This is a genomic window from Streptomyces sp. CB02400, assembly GCF_001905725.1.
GTDB classification, from domain to species: domain Bacteria; phylum Actinomycetota; class Actinomycetes; order Streptomycetales; family Streptomycetaceae; genus Streptomyces; species Streptomyces atrovirens.
The window spans coordinates 138652-154305 of record NZ_LIWB01000001.1 but is presented as its reverse complement, the minus strand read 5'-3'; the positions used below and the strand labels follow the sequence as shown (position 1 = coordinate 154305).

At 73.0% G+C, this 15654-nt stretch carries 14 protein-coding genes and 1 pseudogene; 2 read left to right on the top strand and 13 right to left on the bottom strand.

What is annotated here, in order from left to right; translation table 11 throughout:
* Window positions 1-30 precede the first annotated feature (30 nt).
* Entirely contained in the window at window positions 31-630 is a 600-nt protein-coding gene (locus tag AMK33_RS00635) for a L,D-transpeptidase family protein (protein ID WP_073930684.1), read from the bottom strand.
* 251 nt (window positions 631-881) lie between these two features.
* On the opposite strand from AMK33_RS00635, the gene AMK33_RS00630 reads away from it, so the two are divergent.
* Complete coding sequence (locus tag AMK33_RS00630) at window positions 882-1877, top strand: helix-turn-helix domain-containing protein (protein ID WP_073930683.1); 996 nt, start codon at window positions 882-884, stop codon at window positions 1875-1877.
* Between the two features lie 36 nt (window positions 1878-1913).
* On the opposite strand, the pseudogene AMK33_RS00625 reads toward AMK33_RS00630, so the two are convergent.
* A pseudogene (locus AMK33_RS00625) lies at window positions 1914-2442 on the bottom strand (FAD-dependent oxidoreductase); the annotation flags it as partial.
* On the opposite strand from AMK33_RS00625, the gene AMK33_RS40180 reads away from it, so the two are divergent.
* Window positions 2371-3195, top strand: a complete 825-nt coding sequence (locus AMK33_RS40180; protein ID WP_327378014.1) for a DMT family transporter — start codon at window positions 2371-2373, stop codon at window positions 3193-3195. The pseudogene AMK33_RS00625 and the gene AMK33_RS40180 sit on opposite strands and share 72 nt — an antisense overlap.
* 8 nt (window positions 3196-3203) lie before the next feature.
* Here the strand turns inward: AMK33_RS40180 and AMK33_RS00615 are convergent, their stop codons facing one another.
* The 11 genes from AMK33_RS00615 to AMK33_RS00560 all read right to left on the bottom strand — a co-directional run bounded on the left by AMK33_RS00615 (window position 3204) and on the right by AMK33_RS00560 (window position 15636).
* Complete coding sequence (locus tag AMK33_RS00615; protein ID WP_073930682.1) at window positions 3204-4388, bottom strand: vWA domain-containing protein; 1185 nt, start codon at window positions 4386-4388, stop codon at window positions 3204-3206.
* Window positions 4389-4399: 11 nt separating this feature from the next.
* Window positions 4400-5605, bottom strand: coding sequence for an AAA family ATPase (locus AMK33_RS00610; RefSeq protein WP_073930681.1), 1206 nt, complete (start codon window positions 5603-5605; stop codon window positions 4400-4402).
* Window positions 5602-7458 carry an ankyrin repeat domain-containing protein gene (locus AMK33_RS00605; RefSeq protein ID WP_073930680.1) on the bottom strand — a complete coding sequence of 619 codons (1857 nt, stop codon included), beginning with the start codon at window positions 7456-7458 and terminating at the stop codon, window positions 5602-5604. The genes AMK33_RS00610 and AMK33_RS00605 overlap by 4 nt, the downstream gene beginning before the upstream one ends.
* On the bottom strand, window positions 7455-8591 hold the full coding sequence (locus AMK33_RS00600) for a gala protein (RefSeq protein ID WP_073931457.1): 1137 nt from the start codon (window positions 8589-8591) through the stop codon (window positions 7455-7457). Before AMK33_RS00600 ends, AMK33_RS00605 begins: the two co-directional genes overlap by 4 nt.
* A gap of 346 nt (window positions 8592-8937) precedes the next feature.
* The gene (locus tag AMK33_RS00590) at window positions 8938-9612 is read right to left on the bottom strand and encodes a response regulator (protein ID WP_073930679.1); all 675 of its coding nucleotides are present in this window, start codon (window positions 9610-9612) and stop codon (window positions 8938-8940) included.
* Between the two features lie 231 nt (window positions 9613-9843).
* Entirely contained in the window at window positions 9844-10596 is a 753-nt protein-coding gene (locus tag AMK33_RS00585; RefSeq protein WP_073930678.1) for an ABC transporter permease, read from the bottom strand.
* Entirely contained in the window at window positions 10589-11491 is a 903-nt protein-coding gene (locus AMK33_RS00580; protein WP_073931456.1) for an ABC transporter ATP-binding protein, read from the bottom strand. The genes AMK33_RS00585 and AMK33_RS00580 overlap by 8 nt, the downstream gene beginning before the upstream one ends.
* Window positions 11492-11592: 101 nt before the next feature.
* A complete protein-coding gene (locus AMK33_RS00575; protein WP_079194690.1) occupies window positions 11593-12726 on the bottom strand; it encodes a sensor histidine kinase in 1134 nt (377 codons plus the stop codon).
* Between the two features lie 234 nt (window positions 12727-12960).
* Window positions 12961-13614, bottom strand: a complete 654-nt coding sequence (locus tag AMK33_RS00570) for a thymidine kinase (protein WP_073930677.1) — start codon at window positions 13612-13614, stop codon at window positions 12961-12963.
* Window positions 13615-13672: 58 nt separating this feature from the next.
* Complete coding sequence (locus tag AMK33_RS00565) at window positions 13673-15049, bottom strand: alkaline phosphatase family protein (RefSeq protein WP_235617935.1); 1377 nt, start codon at window positions 15047-15049, stop codon at window positions 13673-13675.
* On the bottom strand, window positions 15049-15636 hold the full coding sequence (locus AMK33_RS00560) for a DUF5998 family protein (RefSeq protein WP_073930676.1): 588 nt from the start codon (window positions 15634-15636) through the stop codon (window positions 15049-15051). Before AMK33_RS00560 ends, AMK33_RS00565 begins: the two co-directional genes overlap by 1 nt.
* Between the last annotated feature and the right edge of the window lie 18 nt (window positions 15637-15654).

The following is a 15654-nucleotide window of genomic DNA, read 5'->3' as shown; positions in this document are numbered from 1 at the left end:
CCTGCCACCGGTGGGTGGCTCCCGCGCGGCCTACTTGACGACGTACAGCGTCTTCGGCCAGCCGTAGCGCTTGGCCTTGGCGAAGAGGTCCTTGATGTCGGCCGGCTTCAGCTTGATGCAGCCGTTGGAGTAGTAGTCGCGCGTGCCGTCCCAGCGCTCGGACTCGATGGTGCCCTGCTTGCCGTTCGGCTTCATCTCGCTGTGCACGAACAGCGCGGTGCGCTTGGTGCGCTTGTCTCCCTGGGTGCACTTCTTGTCGGACAGCTTGATGACGTAGCCGTTGATGATGCCGTCGAAGTTCGTACGGTGGAACTCGATCTTGTACTTGCCGTTCTTCGTGTTGGTGCCGGGCAGCCAGCCCTTGTTGGTGGCGCACTCGTTCTGGCTGCCGTTGCCGGAGCCGGCGCGGTACCTGGCGACGACCTTGTCCTTGGCGTTGGCCACGCTCTTCATCAGGTAGAGCTTGGAGTTGATCGGGTTGGACGTGTTCTTCTTGAAGTACAGGTAGTAACTGCCGCTCGCCGCATGGGCGTCCGGGGCGACCGCGGTCGTGGTGGCGACCAGGCCGCCGACGAGAGCGGTGGCGACGGCGAGCGGGGCGATACGGGTGCGCAGACTGAACGTGGGCATGGGAACTGCTCCTTCTGTCGTGGAGGGGTTTCGATGACCGCGCCGCATCCGGTCCACCCCCGTGGGCCCGGAACGCGGCGGCAGCACCAGAGTCTTGGCGGGGAGATCCTGTCCGGCAACGGTTTGCCGTGTCCGGGACAGACGGAGCCTGTCCGGCCTGGTCAACGGCGCGCGCGGACGGTGCGGTCGGGCTGTCCGATAACCGCCGGACACCGGTTGCCCGCTGTGGCGGGTGTGACGAGAATGACCGCATGGTGGTCTCGGGGGGCGTGGACCCCGCAGAAGCGCGGACGGCGCGCGAGTATGTCGCCCTGCTGCGGGAGCTCAAGGAACACAGCGGGCTGACCTTCCGTCAACTGGAGCAGCGGGCCGCCGAACGCGACGAGGTACTGGCCCGCAGCACCCTGGCGGACGTCCTACGGCGGGACGCGCTGCCGCGCGCGGAGGTGGTCGCGGCGCTGGTCCGGGCGTGCGGTGCCGGGGAGGACGTACCGGAGTGGCTCACGGCCAGGGAACGGCTCGCGGCCGGGGAGGACTCTGCGACCGGGGAAGACCCTACGGCCGGGGAGGACCCTGCGACCGGGGAGGACCCTGCGACCGACGGTACGGATCAGGAGCCGGAGCCCCCGGACGGGCCGCCGGAACCGTCGGACCCCCGTCGCGGCAGGACCGCCATGACCGCCGCGCTGGCCTCACTCGGCACGGTCGTCCTGCTCGCCGTCGGCGCGGTGGTGCTGCTGCCGCAGGACGACGGGGCCGAGAACACGAAGTCGACCGCCACCCCTACGACTTCGAGCTACTCACGCATCCGCCCGGCACGCGCACCCGAGTTGTGCCTGACCGACGGGGACGTCCGTAGGAACGGCGAGTCCAAACTCCTCGCGGTGCAACGGCCTTGCGCGGAGGCCACTCCTCCGCGTGTGTACCTCCAGCGGGCGGATGACGGCCGCTACCAGATCCAGTTCCGCCACCCGGAACACGGCACCGGCTGCCTCACCGTCCTGGGCGACGGCGCGTTCCAAAACACGCTCGAACCCTGGGAGGACTGCCGGGCGGGCGGCGACTCCCAGTGGTTCCGCCTCGAACGGGCGGACGGTGCCGACCGGTGGCGGCTGCACTCGGCGCGGGACGACGGGCTGTGCGTGGGCGTCCGCGGGGGTGCGGAGGAGGCGGGCGCGGTGATCGTGGCGGAACGCTGCGCGGAACGCGCCGGTGACGATCAGGTGTTCCTGATCGGGCGGGAGTGACGAGGACCCGGTTGCCCCTCGGCCCGCCCCTGGGTGTCAGTGGTGGTCGGCGGTGGCGAAGTCGGGCAGCTCGGTGGAGAGCAGCTCGGTGGCGGCACCGTCGAGGAGCCGGGCCGTCTCCGTGGAGCGGGGAAGCATGGTCTTCTCGTAGGCGCGGACGGCTTCGCCGACGGTGTCGTGGCGGGCGAGAGCGAGTTCGCAGGCGTCCAGCATGGCGAGGTTGACGCCGACGCCGAGCGGGGGCATGAGGTGGGCGGCGTCCCCGAGCAGGGTCACCGTGGGGCTGTGCTCCCAGGTGTGCGGGACGGGCAGGGCGAAGATCGGGCGGTCGACGTAGGGGCCGTCGTTGTCGGTGATCAGCCGGCGCAGCCGGGGTGACCAGTCGCGGTAGCGCTCCAGGAGGTGGGCGCGGATGCCGTCGGTGTCCTGCGGGGTGAGGCCGCCGGCGGTGATCCAGCCGGCCGGGACGCGCTGGATGACGTAAGACGCGGATGTGGTCGCCGCTGTTGCGCTGAACGAACAGGCCGCGGTCGCCGTCGGCCGCGGCGGCGCCGCCCTGGCCCACTTCACCCTCGAAGCCTCCCGCGCGGCCTGCGCCCACAGCACCCCCCGCGAGGTCGTCGACCGGGCCTTCGACCTCCTGGAACAGGGCTGGGGAGTGCTCGCCCGAAGCGAGGCGCGAGCGAACGCGTCGCGGCGCGACGGCCCGCGGTCCGGGCGGGGATGCCATGACCGGGCTGGGCTTCCTGACGGGGGTCTCCTGCTGCTGCCCGTCGGCCTGGTGTCCGGACTGGGACCGCCACTGCGGATCGACGCGGTCGGCGCCGTGATGTTCCTCGGGCTGGTGCCGACGGCCGTCGCCCACACCAGCTACTTCGCAGGCTTGCATCACGCCGGTGCAGCCGCCGGAGTCGTCGCAGTCCTCCTCGAACCACTCACCGCCACGCTGCTCGCCGTGCTGTTCGGCCACGATCGCCTGGGCGCGGCACAGATCCTCGGTGCCTTCCTCGTCATGGTCCCGATCGGCGTCCAGCAGGCTCCGGTCAGGACGCCGTCACATCGTGAACACCCCCTGTCCGTCAGCGGTTGCCTCACCCACGAGGCTCTGAGCAGGGTGCCCGGGCAAGCAGGTCTGTCCATCGCCCGAGCACCCTCACGGAGAGGAATCAAGCCGACGACGAGCCCTCACCCAAAAGACGGCCCGTCTCAAGCTGCCTCCCGGGGCCGTCCCACCACGCCCGAACTTCATCAACCTCCTCCCCAGCGACCGAGCTGCGTCCGCAGTTCGGCGTCACCGGCCGTCAGACCCGGCGACTGACCGGGCTCTCAGAGAGGGACCCGTACCGTCTCCACCCAGCCAGGGGGCTGCGGTGCCTCGGAGCCGATCAGGGCCGCGACGATGCGGCAGGACGGGGTTTCGGCGGGCCACGGTGTGAAGCCGTCGGTGAGGACGATGACGATGGTCGGGCGGTCGCGGGCCGCGAGGGCCGCTTCGATGCCGACGCGCATGTCCGTGCCGCCCCCGCCGCCGAGGGTGATCTGCTCGGTGGACGTCACCCGGGAGACGGCGTGCACGTCGGCGTCGCAGGCGAGGACGGTGACGCGGTTGCCGCGCACGCCGACCTCGCGCAGCACGCCCGTGACCTCGCCCAGGGCGGCCGCGAGTTCCGCGTCGCCCATCGAGCCCGAGGTGTCGACGACGACGGCCACCCGGGGCAGCGGGCGGCGCAGGCTGGGGAGGACGACGCCGCGCAGCGCCGGGGTGCGGCGCGACGGGCGGCGGTAGGTGTAGTCGACGGCTCCGCCGGCCCACGCGGCGGCTTCCCGGACCGCGCCGGACAGCGCCTGCCGCCAGTCCACCGTGGGTTCCAGGAGTTCCTCGGCCCAGCGCTGCCAGCCCGCGGGCAGGGTGCCGCGAGTGCGTTGGTGGGTGCGCATGGCCTCGGCGGTGAGCCGGCGCAGCGCCTGGGCCTCGACGTCACCGAGCGCGGCGGGGCCGGCGGATCCGGGGAGTTCCCAGGGCGCGGGGCGGCCGTGGGCGCCCGATCCGCAGTCGTGTTCCCGTACGTGCGGGGGCAGTTGCGGCAGGTACGCCTCGAACAGCTGCCCGTCGGGCAGGCCGAAGAGGCGGGGTTCGACGCGTCCGGCGGGCAGGCGCAGGCCGTCGGCGAGGAGGTCGTCGTTGATCTCGCAGTCCTGGGCGACGTTGACGCGGTACCGGTCGCGCTGGTCGGCGGCGGGGAGCCGGCCGGCGCGGCCGTGGTGGTCGCGCAGCAGGTGCGCCACCTCGTGGATCCAGACGCCCGCGAGTTCCTCCACGGGGGTCGCGTCGACGAAGGCGGGTGACACGTAGCAGCGCCAGTGGCGGTCCACGCCCATCGTCGGCACGTCGGGGCTCGGCACGACGGTGAGGGCGTACAGGGCCGACGCCAGGTAGGGGCGGTCGCTCGCCGCGCGGTAGCGGGCGGCGAGCAGTTTGGTCGTGTCCAGGCGGCTGCGGGGGTCCGTCATGCTCGTGGGTCTCAGCGGCTGCCGGGCAGGGCCCCGGACATCTGCAGCAGGTCCAGGAATCCGTCGATGCCCGGGGGTACGGGCCAGTCCAGATGGCGCATCGACGCGAGGTCGGTGGCGGCACGGGCGGCCACGTCCGGTACGCCCGCGTCCACGGCCTTGGCCAGGACCGTCCAGCCGGCCTCCCAGCGGGGCCGGGTGAGGTCGCTCTGGATGGCGGCGACGACCGCGATGAGGAAGGCGAGTTGGCGGTCGCCGCGCTCGGGCAGGGCGAACGCGTCGGGGTCGGCGAGGACCCGCTCGGGGTCGGGCAGGTCGAGGTGTTCCAGGTACGACAGCAGTTCGATGCCCGCGCCGTCCCCGACGGCGCCGGTGAGCGCGGCGGCCGTGGCCTCGCGGCCGGCGCCGGTCGCGTATCCCGTGGCGAGCAGCCGCAGCGCCATCTCCCAGGTGCGCGGGGACGGCCACGACCGGCCCCGGCTCTCGGCGTCGGCGGGGATGTGGTGGACCAGGCCCGGGCGGGCTGTGAGGAAACCGGAGACGGCGCCGCGGGCCCGCGCGACGGCACCGGGCGCCTTGGCCGGATCGACCGCGGGAACGGCCACCTCCGGCCAGGTGCCGGCCATGCCGCGCGCGACCGTGGCCGGGTCGTGGGTCCAGTCGAGGTGGACGAAGCGGTTGGCGAGCGGCGGGCTGAGGTGCCAGCCGTCGGCGGCACTGGACGGCGGGTTTGCGGCGGCGACGATGCGTACCGCGTCGGGCAGGACGAGGCTGCCGACCCGGCGTTCGAGGACGACCCGCAGCAGCGCCGCCTGCACGGCCGGGGGCGCGGAGGACAGTTCGTCGAAGAAGAGCAGGCCCTGTCCGGCGCGGGTGAGCCGGACCGCCCAGTCGGGCGGGGCCATCGGCACACCGGTCACGGCCGGGTCGTCCCCGACGATCGGCAGTCCCGCGAAGTCCGACGGCTCGTGCACGCTGGCGATGACCGTCTCCAGCGGGAGGCCGAGTCCGGCGGCGAGCTGCTCCAGGCCGGCCGACTTGCCGATGCCGGGTTCGCCCCACAGGAGGACGGGCTGGTTGGCCGTCACCGCCAGGGCCAGCGCCTCCAGTTGGGGGTTGGCGGCGGGTTCGGTGCGGTGCGTGCGCAGTCTGCCGACGAGGTCGTCGGCGGCGGCCAGCGGGGCCGGTCCGGTGCGGGAGGCGGGGTCGGTGCTCAAAACGGCGGTTCCTTGCTGTACTCGTCGAGTCCGGGCTCGTCGGGCTCGGGCTCATCGGGCTCGGGCTCGACAGGCTCGTGGTCGTCCGCTTCCTCCTCTTCGTCGCGGTCCATGTACTCGTCCCACCAGTCGGCCCCGAGGCCCGGGTGCTCCTCCCGGACGCGCTTCCGGAGGAAGGCCAGGTCGGAACGCTTGTAGCGGCGGATGACCTGGGCCAGCGACAGCTCCATCTGGTCTTCCACGTCGATCCGGGCGCCGGCGGCGAGGAGTGCCTCCACCAGAGCCCTGGAACCGCCGTCGTTGACCGCCACGAACAGCGGAGTACGGTCCCGCTGGTCCCGGGCCTCCAGGTCGAGCCCCGCCGCGAGCAACCGGGGCAGGAGCGGTTCGTGGTCGAGGAGATGCAGTACGTGGAGCAGCGAGCGTCCGGAGGCGTCGCGGACCCGGGGATCCACACCGGCGTCCAGGAGGTGGAGCACGCCGTGGGTGTCACCGTGCTGGGCGCGCAGGAAAAGGTCCTGCCGCTGGGCGCGCAGTGCCTTCGGCAGCCGGCCGCTGCCGGACGCCCAGGTCTGCTCGACGGCGAAGCATCCGGCGACGGCGCCGCCGAACGCGCGCAGGGCCCGCTCGCGCCGCTGCTCCTCGTCGCTGTGCGGCATGCGGAGCAGACCGCCCGGGCGGAAGCCCACCTCGTGCCATTCGCCTCGGCATCGCACCCGGACGGGGGCGGGATCGGTGGGGCCCGGCGGGCCGCCGGTCCCGTCGGCGACCCGGAGGCCGGGGAACAGCGCCTCGCGGACCAGTGGATGCAGGTGTTCCGGCTCCACTCCGCCGACGCGCAGCAGGTCGAGGTCGGGGAGCCTGCGCCAGAGTGCTTCGGCCAGGAAGGGCACGCCCTTGGCCTCCTCGCGGCCGACGGCCCTCACCCGGAGAGCGGTGCGACCGCCGGTGGCCGTCGGCTCCAGCAGGACGCAGGTGCGCCAGTCGCCGGCGACGAGGAAGCGGTCCCCGACGCCCTCGTCCGTCAGCCGGCGGACCTCCCGCTCCAGGCGGGTGTGGTCGAACGCGATCCTGCCGAGGAGCACCGCCGGATCGGCCCGGTACCAGCCGGGGCCGGTCGGGGGTGTCAGGTCGAGCTCGGCCCCGACGGCGGCGAAGGCCGCCTCGATCTCGCCCTTCTGGTGCAGCAGGGTGACCCACTCGGCCCGGGCCGCCGCGTCGGCGGGGCCGGGGTCGGCCGCGGGCAGTTCGTCCGTACGGCGCGGTCGGCCGTCGGCGTGGAGGAAGGGGGGCCGCTCGGTACCGCCGCCGCCCCGCTCGCGCAGTTCGGCGGTGCGGCGCGCGTCCCACAGGTGCCGGACGTACCGCCAGTCCTCGGTCGGGCGTCCGAAGACGCCGGCGGTCTTCTCGTCCGTGATCGTCCGGAACCGCAGGGTGATCCGCTGCGGGCCCTCCAGCATCGCGGGTGTGACGAGGTGCAGGTACGGCGTGGAGCGGGGGCCCTCGCCCGCCCGCACCGGCCGGTAGCGGGCGAGGACCACGGTCCGGTCGGTGTCGAGGGTGGTCCAGCCGCCCAGCACCCGGGGCAGGTGCCAGCGCACCAGGTCCGGGACCAGGTGGCGCAGGTCGTCCTCCAGCGCCGCGGCGACGTCGTCGCCGCAGTGCTCGGCGACCTCCGGCAGGTCGATGTCGACATCCACGCCGGCCGCCGCGCACGCGCCCCGCCAGTCACCGGCGGTACGGCGTTCGGTGGCGCGCTCGATCATCCTCCGGGGCACGGCGTAGCGGCGGACGCGTCGCCAGCTCGCCGCCTCCTCCGGTGGGAAGCAGGGGAGTTCGGGGCGGCGGCTCACCGGTAGACACTTCCTATCGCGCGCAGGTCGGGGTGGGCCCCGGCCATGGGCCGCAGGCGCTGGGTGAAGGAGCGCTTCACCTTCCGGGGCAGTCCCGGTCCCAGACCGACGTACTCCAGCGGTGAGTCGTCCGGCACGGCCGCCAGCAGGGACTTCGCGCCGCGCCCGGTGAGCCCGGTGTGGCACAGCTCCAGCCTGCGCAGCGGGCTGCCCGCGAGGGCGGCGGCCAGGGCGCGGGCGCCTTCGTCACCGGTGGCGTTGGCGGGGGCGCCGAGGCTCCGCTCGGACATCGGCCGTCCCAGGTCGAGCGTCTCGATGGCGCCCAGGGCGGCGGCGAGGGCGCGGGCGCCGGCGGGGCCGATGCCGTTGCCGCCCAGGCCGAGGCGTACCGGCCGTCCGGCGTCGGCGGCGGCTGCCGCGAGGACGGCGGCGCCTTCGTCGCCGAGGTGGTTGGCGGGCAGGTACAGCTCGCGCACGCCCGCCTCCCGGATCAGCGCCGCCAGCAGGCCGGCGGCGTCGGCGGTCAGGCCGTTCCCGCCGAGGAAGAGGCGTTCCACCGGGCGCGGGCGGCCGGTGAGGGCGTCGAGCAGGGCGCGCAGGCCCTCGGTGGTGACACCGGTGTTGACCAGGTCGAGGGTGCGCAGCGCGGTGTTGCGGCGGAGCGTCGCGGCGAGCGCCACGGCACCGTCGTCGCCCACCGGGTTGCGCTTGAGCCACAGGGCGCGAACGGTGTCGTCCGTAGAGAGCGCGTCGGCGAGCGCGGTGGCGCCTTCCGGGCCGATGCGGTTGCAGCCGAGGTAGAGCGTGTGCAGGCCGTGGCCGTCGGCGAGCGCGCGGGCGACCGTCGACGCCCCTTCGTCGCCGATGGCGTTGGTGCCGAGCAGGACGTGCCGGGCGTGCGGCGATGCGGCGGCGACGGGCATCAGCCGGGCGGCGCCGGCCGCTCCGAGGCCCTGCTTGCACAGGTCGACGCGGCCGTCCGCGCGCACGGTGCCGAGCGGGAACGTCTCGTCGCTCTCCACCGCCCGGTCCGACCCCAGCCGGGCCAGCAGCGGGTCCAGGCCGACAGGGTCACTGATCGGGATGTCCGGGTGCTCGATCGCCGGGCAGCGCACGGGTGTCGGCTGCGTCATCACCACTCCACCGGTCCATCGCCGGTGCCCGGCTCGCCGAGGGCGGCACCGCCCTCCGCCCGCCCAGGACGGACCGACGCCAATCGACGTTCCTCCACGACAAGGGCGGCAAGGCCGGTCGGATTCGAACCGACGTCCTCCAGCTTGATGCTAGGGCGCGACGACCTCTGCGCTACGGCCTTGCCGTGGAAGATCATAGCCGGATCCGCCAACACGTCGATCAGTTGTTCGGCGAGATGTCCGGCGATGCCACCGGACGGTCAGTGGTGCGCGTCCGGCGGGTGCGGGGTGCGTCGGCCGGGTGCGGGGTGCGGCGGCCGGCCGGAGCGCTTCCGCCGAAAGCCCGTCAGGCCGGCATCCCCCGCTCGGCGAGTCCGCTCTCGTAGGCGATGATGACCAGTTGGGCGCGGTCGCGGGCGTTCAGCTTGGCGAGGAGGCTGCTCACATGGGTCTTCACGGTGGGCAGGCTGATCACCAGTCGCCCGGAGATCTCGGCGTTCGACAGGCCGTTCGCGATCAGCACGAGCACTTCATGCTCCCGCTTGGTGAGCCCGACGAGCCGCGGGGCGGGGCGGGCCGTTCGGTCGTGGCGGGAGAAGTTCGCGATGAGGCGGCGGGTGACCGTGGGCGCCAGCACACCCTCACCGGTGGCGATGACGCGAATGCCGGCGACCAGGTCGGCCGGCGAGGCGTCCTTCAGCATGAATCCGCTCGCGCCCGCCTGGAGGGCCGGGTAGACGTACTCGTCCATGTCGAACATCGTGAGGGCCAGGACCCGCACGCCGGCCATGGTGTCGTCGGAGCAGATCTCCCGCGTGGCGGTGATGCCGTCCTCGACGGGCATGCGCAGATCCATCAGGACGACGTCCGGCTTGAGTTCACGGGCGAGTCGCACCGCCTGGACGCCGTCGCCCGCCTCACCGACCGCCTCCATTCCCGGTGTCGAATCGACGAGGACACGGAAACTACCGCGCAACAGTGCCTGGTCGTCCGCGATCAGTACCCGGACCGCCTCAGCCATTCCGTATTCCTCACACGCTGGTCATGGGCCGTCGGAATGCGCGACTTTAGCAGTCCCGCCGCTCCCGGCTCCCGCGCTTCGGGGGCTGTAGGGAGGGCTCGTGGAGCGCGGACATGGCTCCTCCCCGTCGGTCCTGCGGTCCGGGCCGGCCTGTTCGGCCCGTGACCTGTCCGGGAACCCGCGGGCCGGCACGTCCCGGACGCACGGGGCGCATGCCTCGGCCACGTCCCGTCACGCGTCCCACCGGTGATGCCGGTAGGAGCCGAGGGCCAGCGCCGCGACGGTCCACGCGAGCAGGACCGCGAACCCGGTGTACGCGTCGTCCGCGCCGACGGTGAGCATCCGCATGCCGGCCCGGTCGGGGAAGTACCGCACCACCTCCTTCGTCGCTCCGACGACGGACAGGATCTGGGAGCCGGCGAGCACCATGGGGAGCAGAACGGCCAAGGGAACGACGGCGCTGCGGGCCGTCGCGGCGAGGCCCGCCGCGAACAGGCTCATCAGCGTCAGGTAGAGCACCGCGCCGGCCAGGGCGCGAGGGACACCGCTCGCGCCGATCGAGGCGCCGTGGGGCCCGAGGGCGAGCTGGGTGACCAGGTAGCCGACGACCGTGACGGGGATCGCGAGGGCCGCGGTGGCGGCGGCGGTGACGGCCGTCTTCGCCGCGTAGAGCCGGCCGCGCCGGGGCACGGCGAGCAGGGAGACCCGCATCATCCCCGACGTGTACTCGCTGGAGACGATGAGCACTCCGAACACGATCAGGGCGAGCTGACCGTAGAGGACGCCGTCCAGGCCCGCCTGCTGAGGGGTGAAGTCGGAGCGGAGCCCGGGACTGTCGGATTCGATGGCGCCCTTCGCGGACCACCCGCCCAGGGCTGCGATCAGGAGACTGAAGGGTGCGAACAGCAGCAGGGCGACGAGCGTGCCCCGGATGCCCAGCAGCTTGGTGAACTCGGCCCGGACGGCCGCGGCCGTCTCAGACATGGGTGTCGCTTCCTCCCTTGCCGACGAGCTCGAGGAACGTGTCCTCGAGGGATCCCGTGTGCGTGCTCAGTTCTTCGAGCGGGACGCCGACCGCCGCGGCCAGCCGGCTGATCTCGGCCGCCGACAGGCCGTCGATTTCCAGGCCGCCGTCCGGTACGAGCCTCAGCGAGGCTCCCTTCTTCTCCAGTTCACCGTGGAGCCGCAGGGGTTCGGCCGTCCGCACGCGCACGTACGTCCGTCCGTGGCGCCGGATGAAGTCCGACATGCTGGTCCCGGCCAGGAGTTGCCCGCGGCTGATGATGATCAGGTCGTCCGCGACCAGGGACATCTCGGCCATCAGGTGGCTGGAGACGAGGACGGTCCGGCCTTCGGCGGCCATCGCGCGCAGCAGTTCGCGCAGCCACTTGACGCCTTCGGTGTCCAGGCCGTTGACCGGCTCGTCGAGCACGAGGACGGGCGGGTCCCCGAGCAGGGCCGCGGCCAGGCCGAGCCGCCGGCCCATGCCGAGGGAGAAGGTCCCGATCCGCCGCCGGGCCGCCTCCGTCAGACCGACCGTCGCGAGGACCTCTCCGACTCGTCGCCGGGCGATCCGGTTGCTCCTCGCGAGCCACAGCAGGTGGTCGGCGGCGGTCAGGCCGCGGTGGGGTGCGGCTGTCTCCAGCAGGGCACCGACATGCCGGGCCGGGTGCCTCAGTTCGTGATAGGCGCGGCCGTCGATGCGGGTGGATCCGGCGTCCGGGCGGGTGAGGCCGAGCATCATGCGCATCGTCGTGGACTTGCCGGCTCCGTTGGGGCCCAGGAACCCGGTGACCGCCCCTGACCGCACCGTGAAGGTGAGGCCGTCCACGACCGTGTTCCGCCCGTACCGCTTGGTCAACTTCTGGACGTCGATCACAGGGTGAGTCTCGTCGAGCGTCTCGTCGGCCGCATCGGTCCCGGGACGGGACTGCCGACGGGCCTCCACGGCTCGACCTCATACTTGCGCATGAGTTCCGCTCAGTAGGGCAGCGTCGCCAGGACCCGGAAACCGCCGGCCGGTTCCGGTCCGGCTCTGAGGGTGCCGCCGTGCGCGGCGACCCGCTCCTTCATTCCGACGAGGCCCATTCCACCGCCGGGCACGGTCGGCCGGTGCCCCGGTCCGGGGCCCTCGTCGGCCACCTCGATCGTCAACGTCCCCTGCTGCGAGGTGAGGTGCACCCGGCAGCGGGTCGGCGCGGCGTGCTTGACGACGTTGGTCAGCGCCTCCTGGACGATCCGGAAGGCGGACAGCGCCACACCGTCCGGTGGTTCCTCCGCGTACCGGGACCGCAGGTCGACGCGGACGCCGGCCGCCTCGGCCGCCCGGACCAGAGCGGGCAGGTCCGACAGCCCTCGTACCGGCCGGAGTTCCTGTTCCGCGCCCTCCTGCTCGTGGCGCAACGCCTTAAGGGTGCCGCGCATGTCGCGCAGCGCCCTGCGGCTGACGTCCTCGATCACCGCCAGGGCTTCCCGCGCCTCCTCCGGGCGGGTGTCGATCACGTGGTTGGCGACACCGGCCTTGATCACGATCAGGCCCACACTGTGCGTGACGACGTCGTGGATGTCACGGGCGATGCGGAGGCGTTCCTCGGTCTTCGCCTGCTCGGCCGCACGCTCGATGGCGCGCCGCGTGCTCTCCCGCCGTTCCCGGACGGCCGAACCCGCCGCCCAGGTGGCGCCGAGAACGAGCAGTCCGAACACGGTCTGCACGGCCTTGCCGCCGCCCTGCTGGCTCTGCCCTCCCGTGACCGTGAGCAGGGCCGCGCCCGCGGCGCACAGCCCCGCGACGAAGGCCGCGGACAGCACCGGTGGCCCGCTCCTCGTCGTGGCCACCGCGTACAGGGCGTAGGAGGCGGCCAGGAACAGGGCCGGTCCGGCGCCGACCGCCAGTGCCACGCAGGCGGTGGTCAGGACGAATCCGAAGACCGGGACGGGCCACAGCCGGCGGGCGGCCAACGCCAGCGCGGCGCTCAGCGACAACAGCCCTACGGTGCCGCCGCTCACCTCGCCGCCCCCGGCCGGCCGCAGTGCCGACACGTGCGGAAGCAGTGCGAATCCGAGGGCAGCAGGTACGTCAAGCACGACCAGGCGCCGAAAAGGGGTGTCACCCATGTGCGCGAACGTATGCGTTCGGTTGACGGCGCGTCCAACGTTCCGTGCGACAGCGCTTCCGCCGCGGCCCCGCCCCGCGAGGGACGCCGGCTGGTCGACGGCCTCGTGGGGGTGGCGGTGGGCGGTGCTCGTTCCGATCAGCGGCCGCAGCCGTGGGCCGGCACACCTCGAGCCCTCCTCCCACCACCTCAAGAGGAGGTGGAAAAGGCCCCGTGACCGGCGGTTCGGCCGGTGTCACTCAGGCGGGGCCACCGGCAGGACGTCCGGTGAGAGCGCGCCGGCGTGTGCGGAGACACTTGTCATCCGGCGGCGGTGGTGACGTCGGCACAGCACTTCGTAACCGACCTCCGCGGCCGGGCCGTTCACATCTCCGACGACGACCTGCTCGCCCTCGACGACCATCTCGCCGCCCACCGTGCGGGCGTTGTGCGTGGCACGCGCACCACACCAGCACATCGCCTCGACCTGGAGGGTCTCGATCCGGTCCGCCAGCTCGATCAGCCGCTGCGAGCCGGGGAACAGCTTCGTGCGGAAGTCGGTGGTGATGCCGAAGGCGAAGACGTCCAGGCCCAGGTCGTCCACGACGCGTGCCAGCTGGTCGATCTGCTCCGGGGCGAGGAACTGCGCCTCGTCCACGATCACGTAGTCCACCCTGCCGCCCCGCGACAGCCGATCCACGAGGTAGGCGTGCAGATCCATGCCCGGAGCCGCCTCGGTCGCCTCCGTCACCAGGCCCAGCCGCGAGGAAAGCTTCCCCTCCCCCGCACGGTCGTCCCGCGTGAAGATCACACCTTGTAGCCCTCGTGCCGACCGGTTGTGACCGATCTGCAGAGCAAGTGTCGACTTCCCGCAGTCCATGGTTCCGGAGAAGAACACCAGCTCGGGCATGAGGGGTCAGGCACCTTTCAGCAACAGGGTCAGGGGGCGTGGGCGAGTCGTCAGGGGCTCAGGAGCGTACTTCGAGCAGCGGGACCAGCTGCTCGGCAGGGGTCATCGAACCGTGGTTGCCGACCATCGCCGACTCCCTGGGCTCCCGCTCGGAGGCGATCAGCAGGACGTCGTCCCGCGCGGCGGCGACCACGTCGCCGATCCGGTGGTACACGCGCTCGTCGACCGTCGGACCGAACCAGCCCGCCTCGATCGCCTCGTCGCGCGAGGCCACCCAGAACTGCTCGCCGAGCACCTCGCGCCAGCAGGTCAGCACGTCGTCGGCGGCGCCCGGTACGGCGTAGACGTGCCGGGCGCGGCCCTCGCCACCGAGCAGGGCGACGCCGGCCTTCAGCTCCCAGTCCTCGTCGAAGTCGATGCGGTGGTCCTCGTCGAAGGGGATGTCGACCATGCCGTGGTCGGCGGTGACGTAGAGCGCGCTGCGCGCAGGGAGCTGTTCGGCCAGGCGCTGGACCAGGCGGTCGACGTACATGAGCTGGCCGCGCCAGGTGTCGGAGTCGACGCCGAAGCGGTGGCCCGCGCCGTCGACCTCGGCGTAGTACGTGTAGACCAGGGAGCGGTCGGCGGCGGCCAGCTGCTCGGCCGCGACGTCCATGCGCTCCTCGCCGGACAGCCGCCCGTGGAAGCTGCCGCCGCTGAGCGCGACCTTGGTCAGCGGGGTGTTCGCGAAGGCCGGGGAGGTGACCTGTGCGGCGTGCACGCCCGCGCGGTGGGCCAGCTCGAAGACGGTGGGGTACGGCTGCCAGGGGCCGGGCGGGGTCCAGGGCTGCCAGCGGAGCTGGTTCATCAGCTCGCCGGTGTCCGGGTTGCGCACGGTGTAGCCGGGCAGACCGTGCGCGCCCGGCGGCAGACCGGTGCCGACGGAGGCCAGGGAGGTGGCGGTCGTGGCCGGGTACCCGGCGGTGATCGGACGGCCGGTGCCGCCGCGCGAGGCGGCGAGCAGGGACGTCATGAAGGGGGCTTCCTCTGGGTGCGCCTTCAACTGCTCCCAGCCCAGCCCGTCGATCAGGAACACGCAGTTCCGGTCGGCGGGGATCAGCTCGGGGATCGCGGCGGTCATACCGGGGACAGCCATACCGGCGGCGAGCGTGGGCAGCAGGTCGGCGAGCGAACCGGTGCCGTATTCGGGCAGGGGCGCGGAGCCGAGGGCGAGGGGTCGCGGGTGCGCGTCGTCCCAGGCGGTGGGGGGCGGGAGCGGCGCGGGCCGCGCGGGGGGCGTCGGCCGGGCGGTGGACGCGGACTGCGGGGTGCGGGCGGGCGGTGCGGGACGGGGAGCCTGCGGGCGGGGCGCGGGCCGCGCACCGGATGCGGACTGGACACCCGGTGCAGGCTGGGCGCCCGGTGCGGGTCGCGCGCCGGGGGTGGGCTGTGGCATCAGCGTGTCTGGTCCGCGGTCGCCTCGGACAGGGCCTGCGCGAAGGTGAGGGCCTGGCGTACCGTCTCCGGGCCGTCGCCGGCCTCGCTGACGCGCAGGCTCAGGTCGTCGGCCGTGGAGCTGCCCGTGTAGCCGTGGTCGGCCTCGCAATTGGGGTCGCCGCAGGCGGCCGGCTCCAGGTCGATGCGGGAGACGGCGCCCCAGCCGATGGTGAGCACGATCTCGCGCGGCAGCGTGCCCGGCTTGTACGACTCCGGGTTGGCGACCACACGGCTGACCACGATCGACGAGATCCGGCCGAGCTTGACCGACTCCGTGGACGTGGTGGCGTACGGCGTCGGGGAGGTGTTGTCCGCGGCCTGCTCGTCGGTGTGGCTGACGATGAAGCGGTTGCCGGTGAGGACGAGCACGGTGACATGCCGCCGCACCTCGTTCTGGTCGAACGTCGTCTCCTGATGGACCAGGTACGACCGGACGGGCTCGCCGCCCACGGCGGCCTCCACCGCCTCGGCCACGAGGGCCGGGTAGTAGCCGCTGCGCTCGATCGCCGCCCGCAGCCCCTGGGTCGTCGTACTGGTCTTGGCCATGACGCCCATCCTACGGGG

Bases quoted from the DNA above. Each gene is read 5' to 3' on its own strand.
- AMK33_RS00635 (WP_073930684.1), bottom strand. From the start codon at position 630: ATGCCCACGTTCAGTCTGCGCACCCGTATCGCCCCGCTCGCCGTCGCC.
- AMK33_RS00630 (WP_073930683.1), top strand. From the start codon at position 882: ATGGTGGTCTCGGGGGGCGTGGACCCCGCAGAAGCGCGGACGGCGCGC.
- AMK33_RS00615 (WP_073930682.1), bottom strand. From the start codon at position 4,388: ATGACGGACCCCCGCAGCCGCCTGGACACGACCAAACTGCTCGCCGCC.
- AMK33_RS00600 (WP_073931457.1), bottom strand. From the start codon at position 8,591: ATGACGCAGCCGACACCCGTGCGCTGCCCGGCGATCGAGCACCCGGAC.
- AMK33_RS00590 (WP_073930679.1), bottom strand. From the start codon at position 9,612: ATGGCTGAGGCGGTCCGGGTACTGATCGCGGACGACCAGGCACTGTTG.
- AMK33_RS00585 (WP_073930678.1), bottom strand. From the start codon at position 10,596: ATGTCTGAGACGGCCGCGGCCGTCCGGGCCGAGTTCACCAAGCTGCTG.
- AMK33_RS00575 (WP_079194690.1), bottom strand. From the start codon at position 12,726: ATGGGTGACACCCCTTTTCGGCGCCTGGTCGTGCTTGACGTACCTGCT.
- AMK33_RS00570 (WP_073930677.1), bottom strand. From the start codon at position 13,614: ATGCCCGAGCTGGTGTTCTTCTCCGGAACCATGGACTGCGGGAAGTCG.
- AMK33_RS00565 (WP_235617935.1), bottom strand. From the start codon at position 15,049: ATGCCACAGCCCACCCCCGGCGCGCGACCCGCACCGGGCGCCCAGCCT.
- AMK33_RS00560 (WP_073930676.1), bottom strand. From the start codon at position 15,636: ATGGCCAAGACCAGTACGACGACCCAGGGGCTGCGGGCGGCGATCGAG.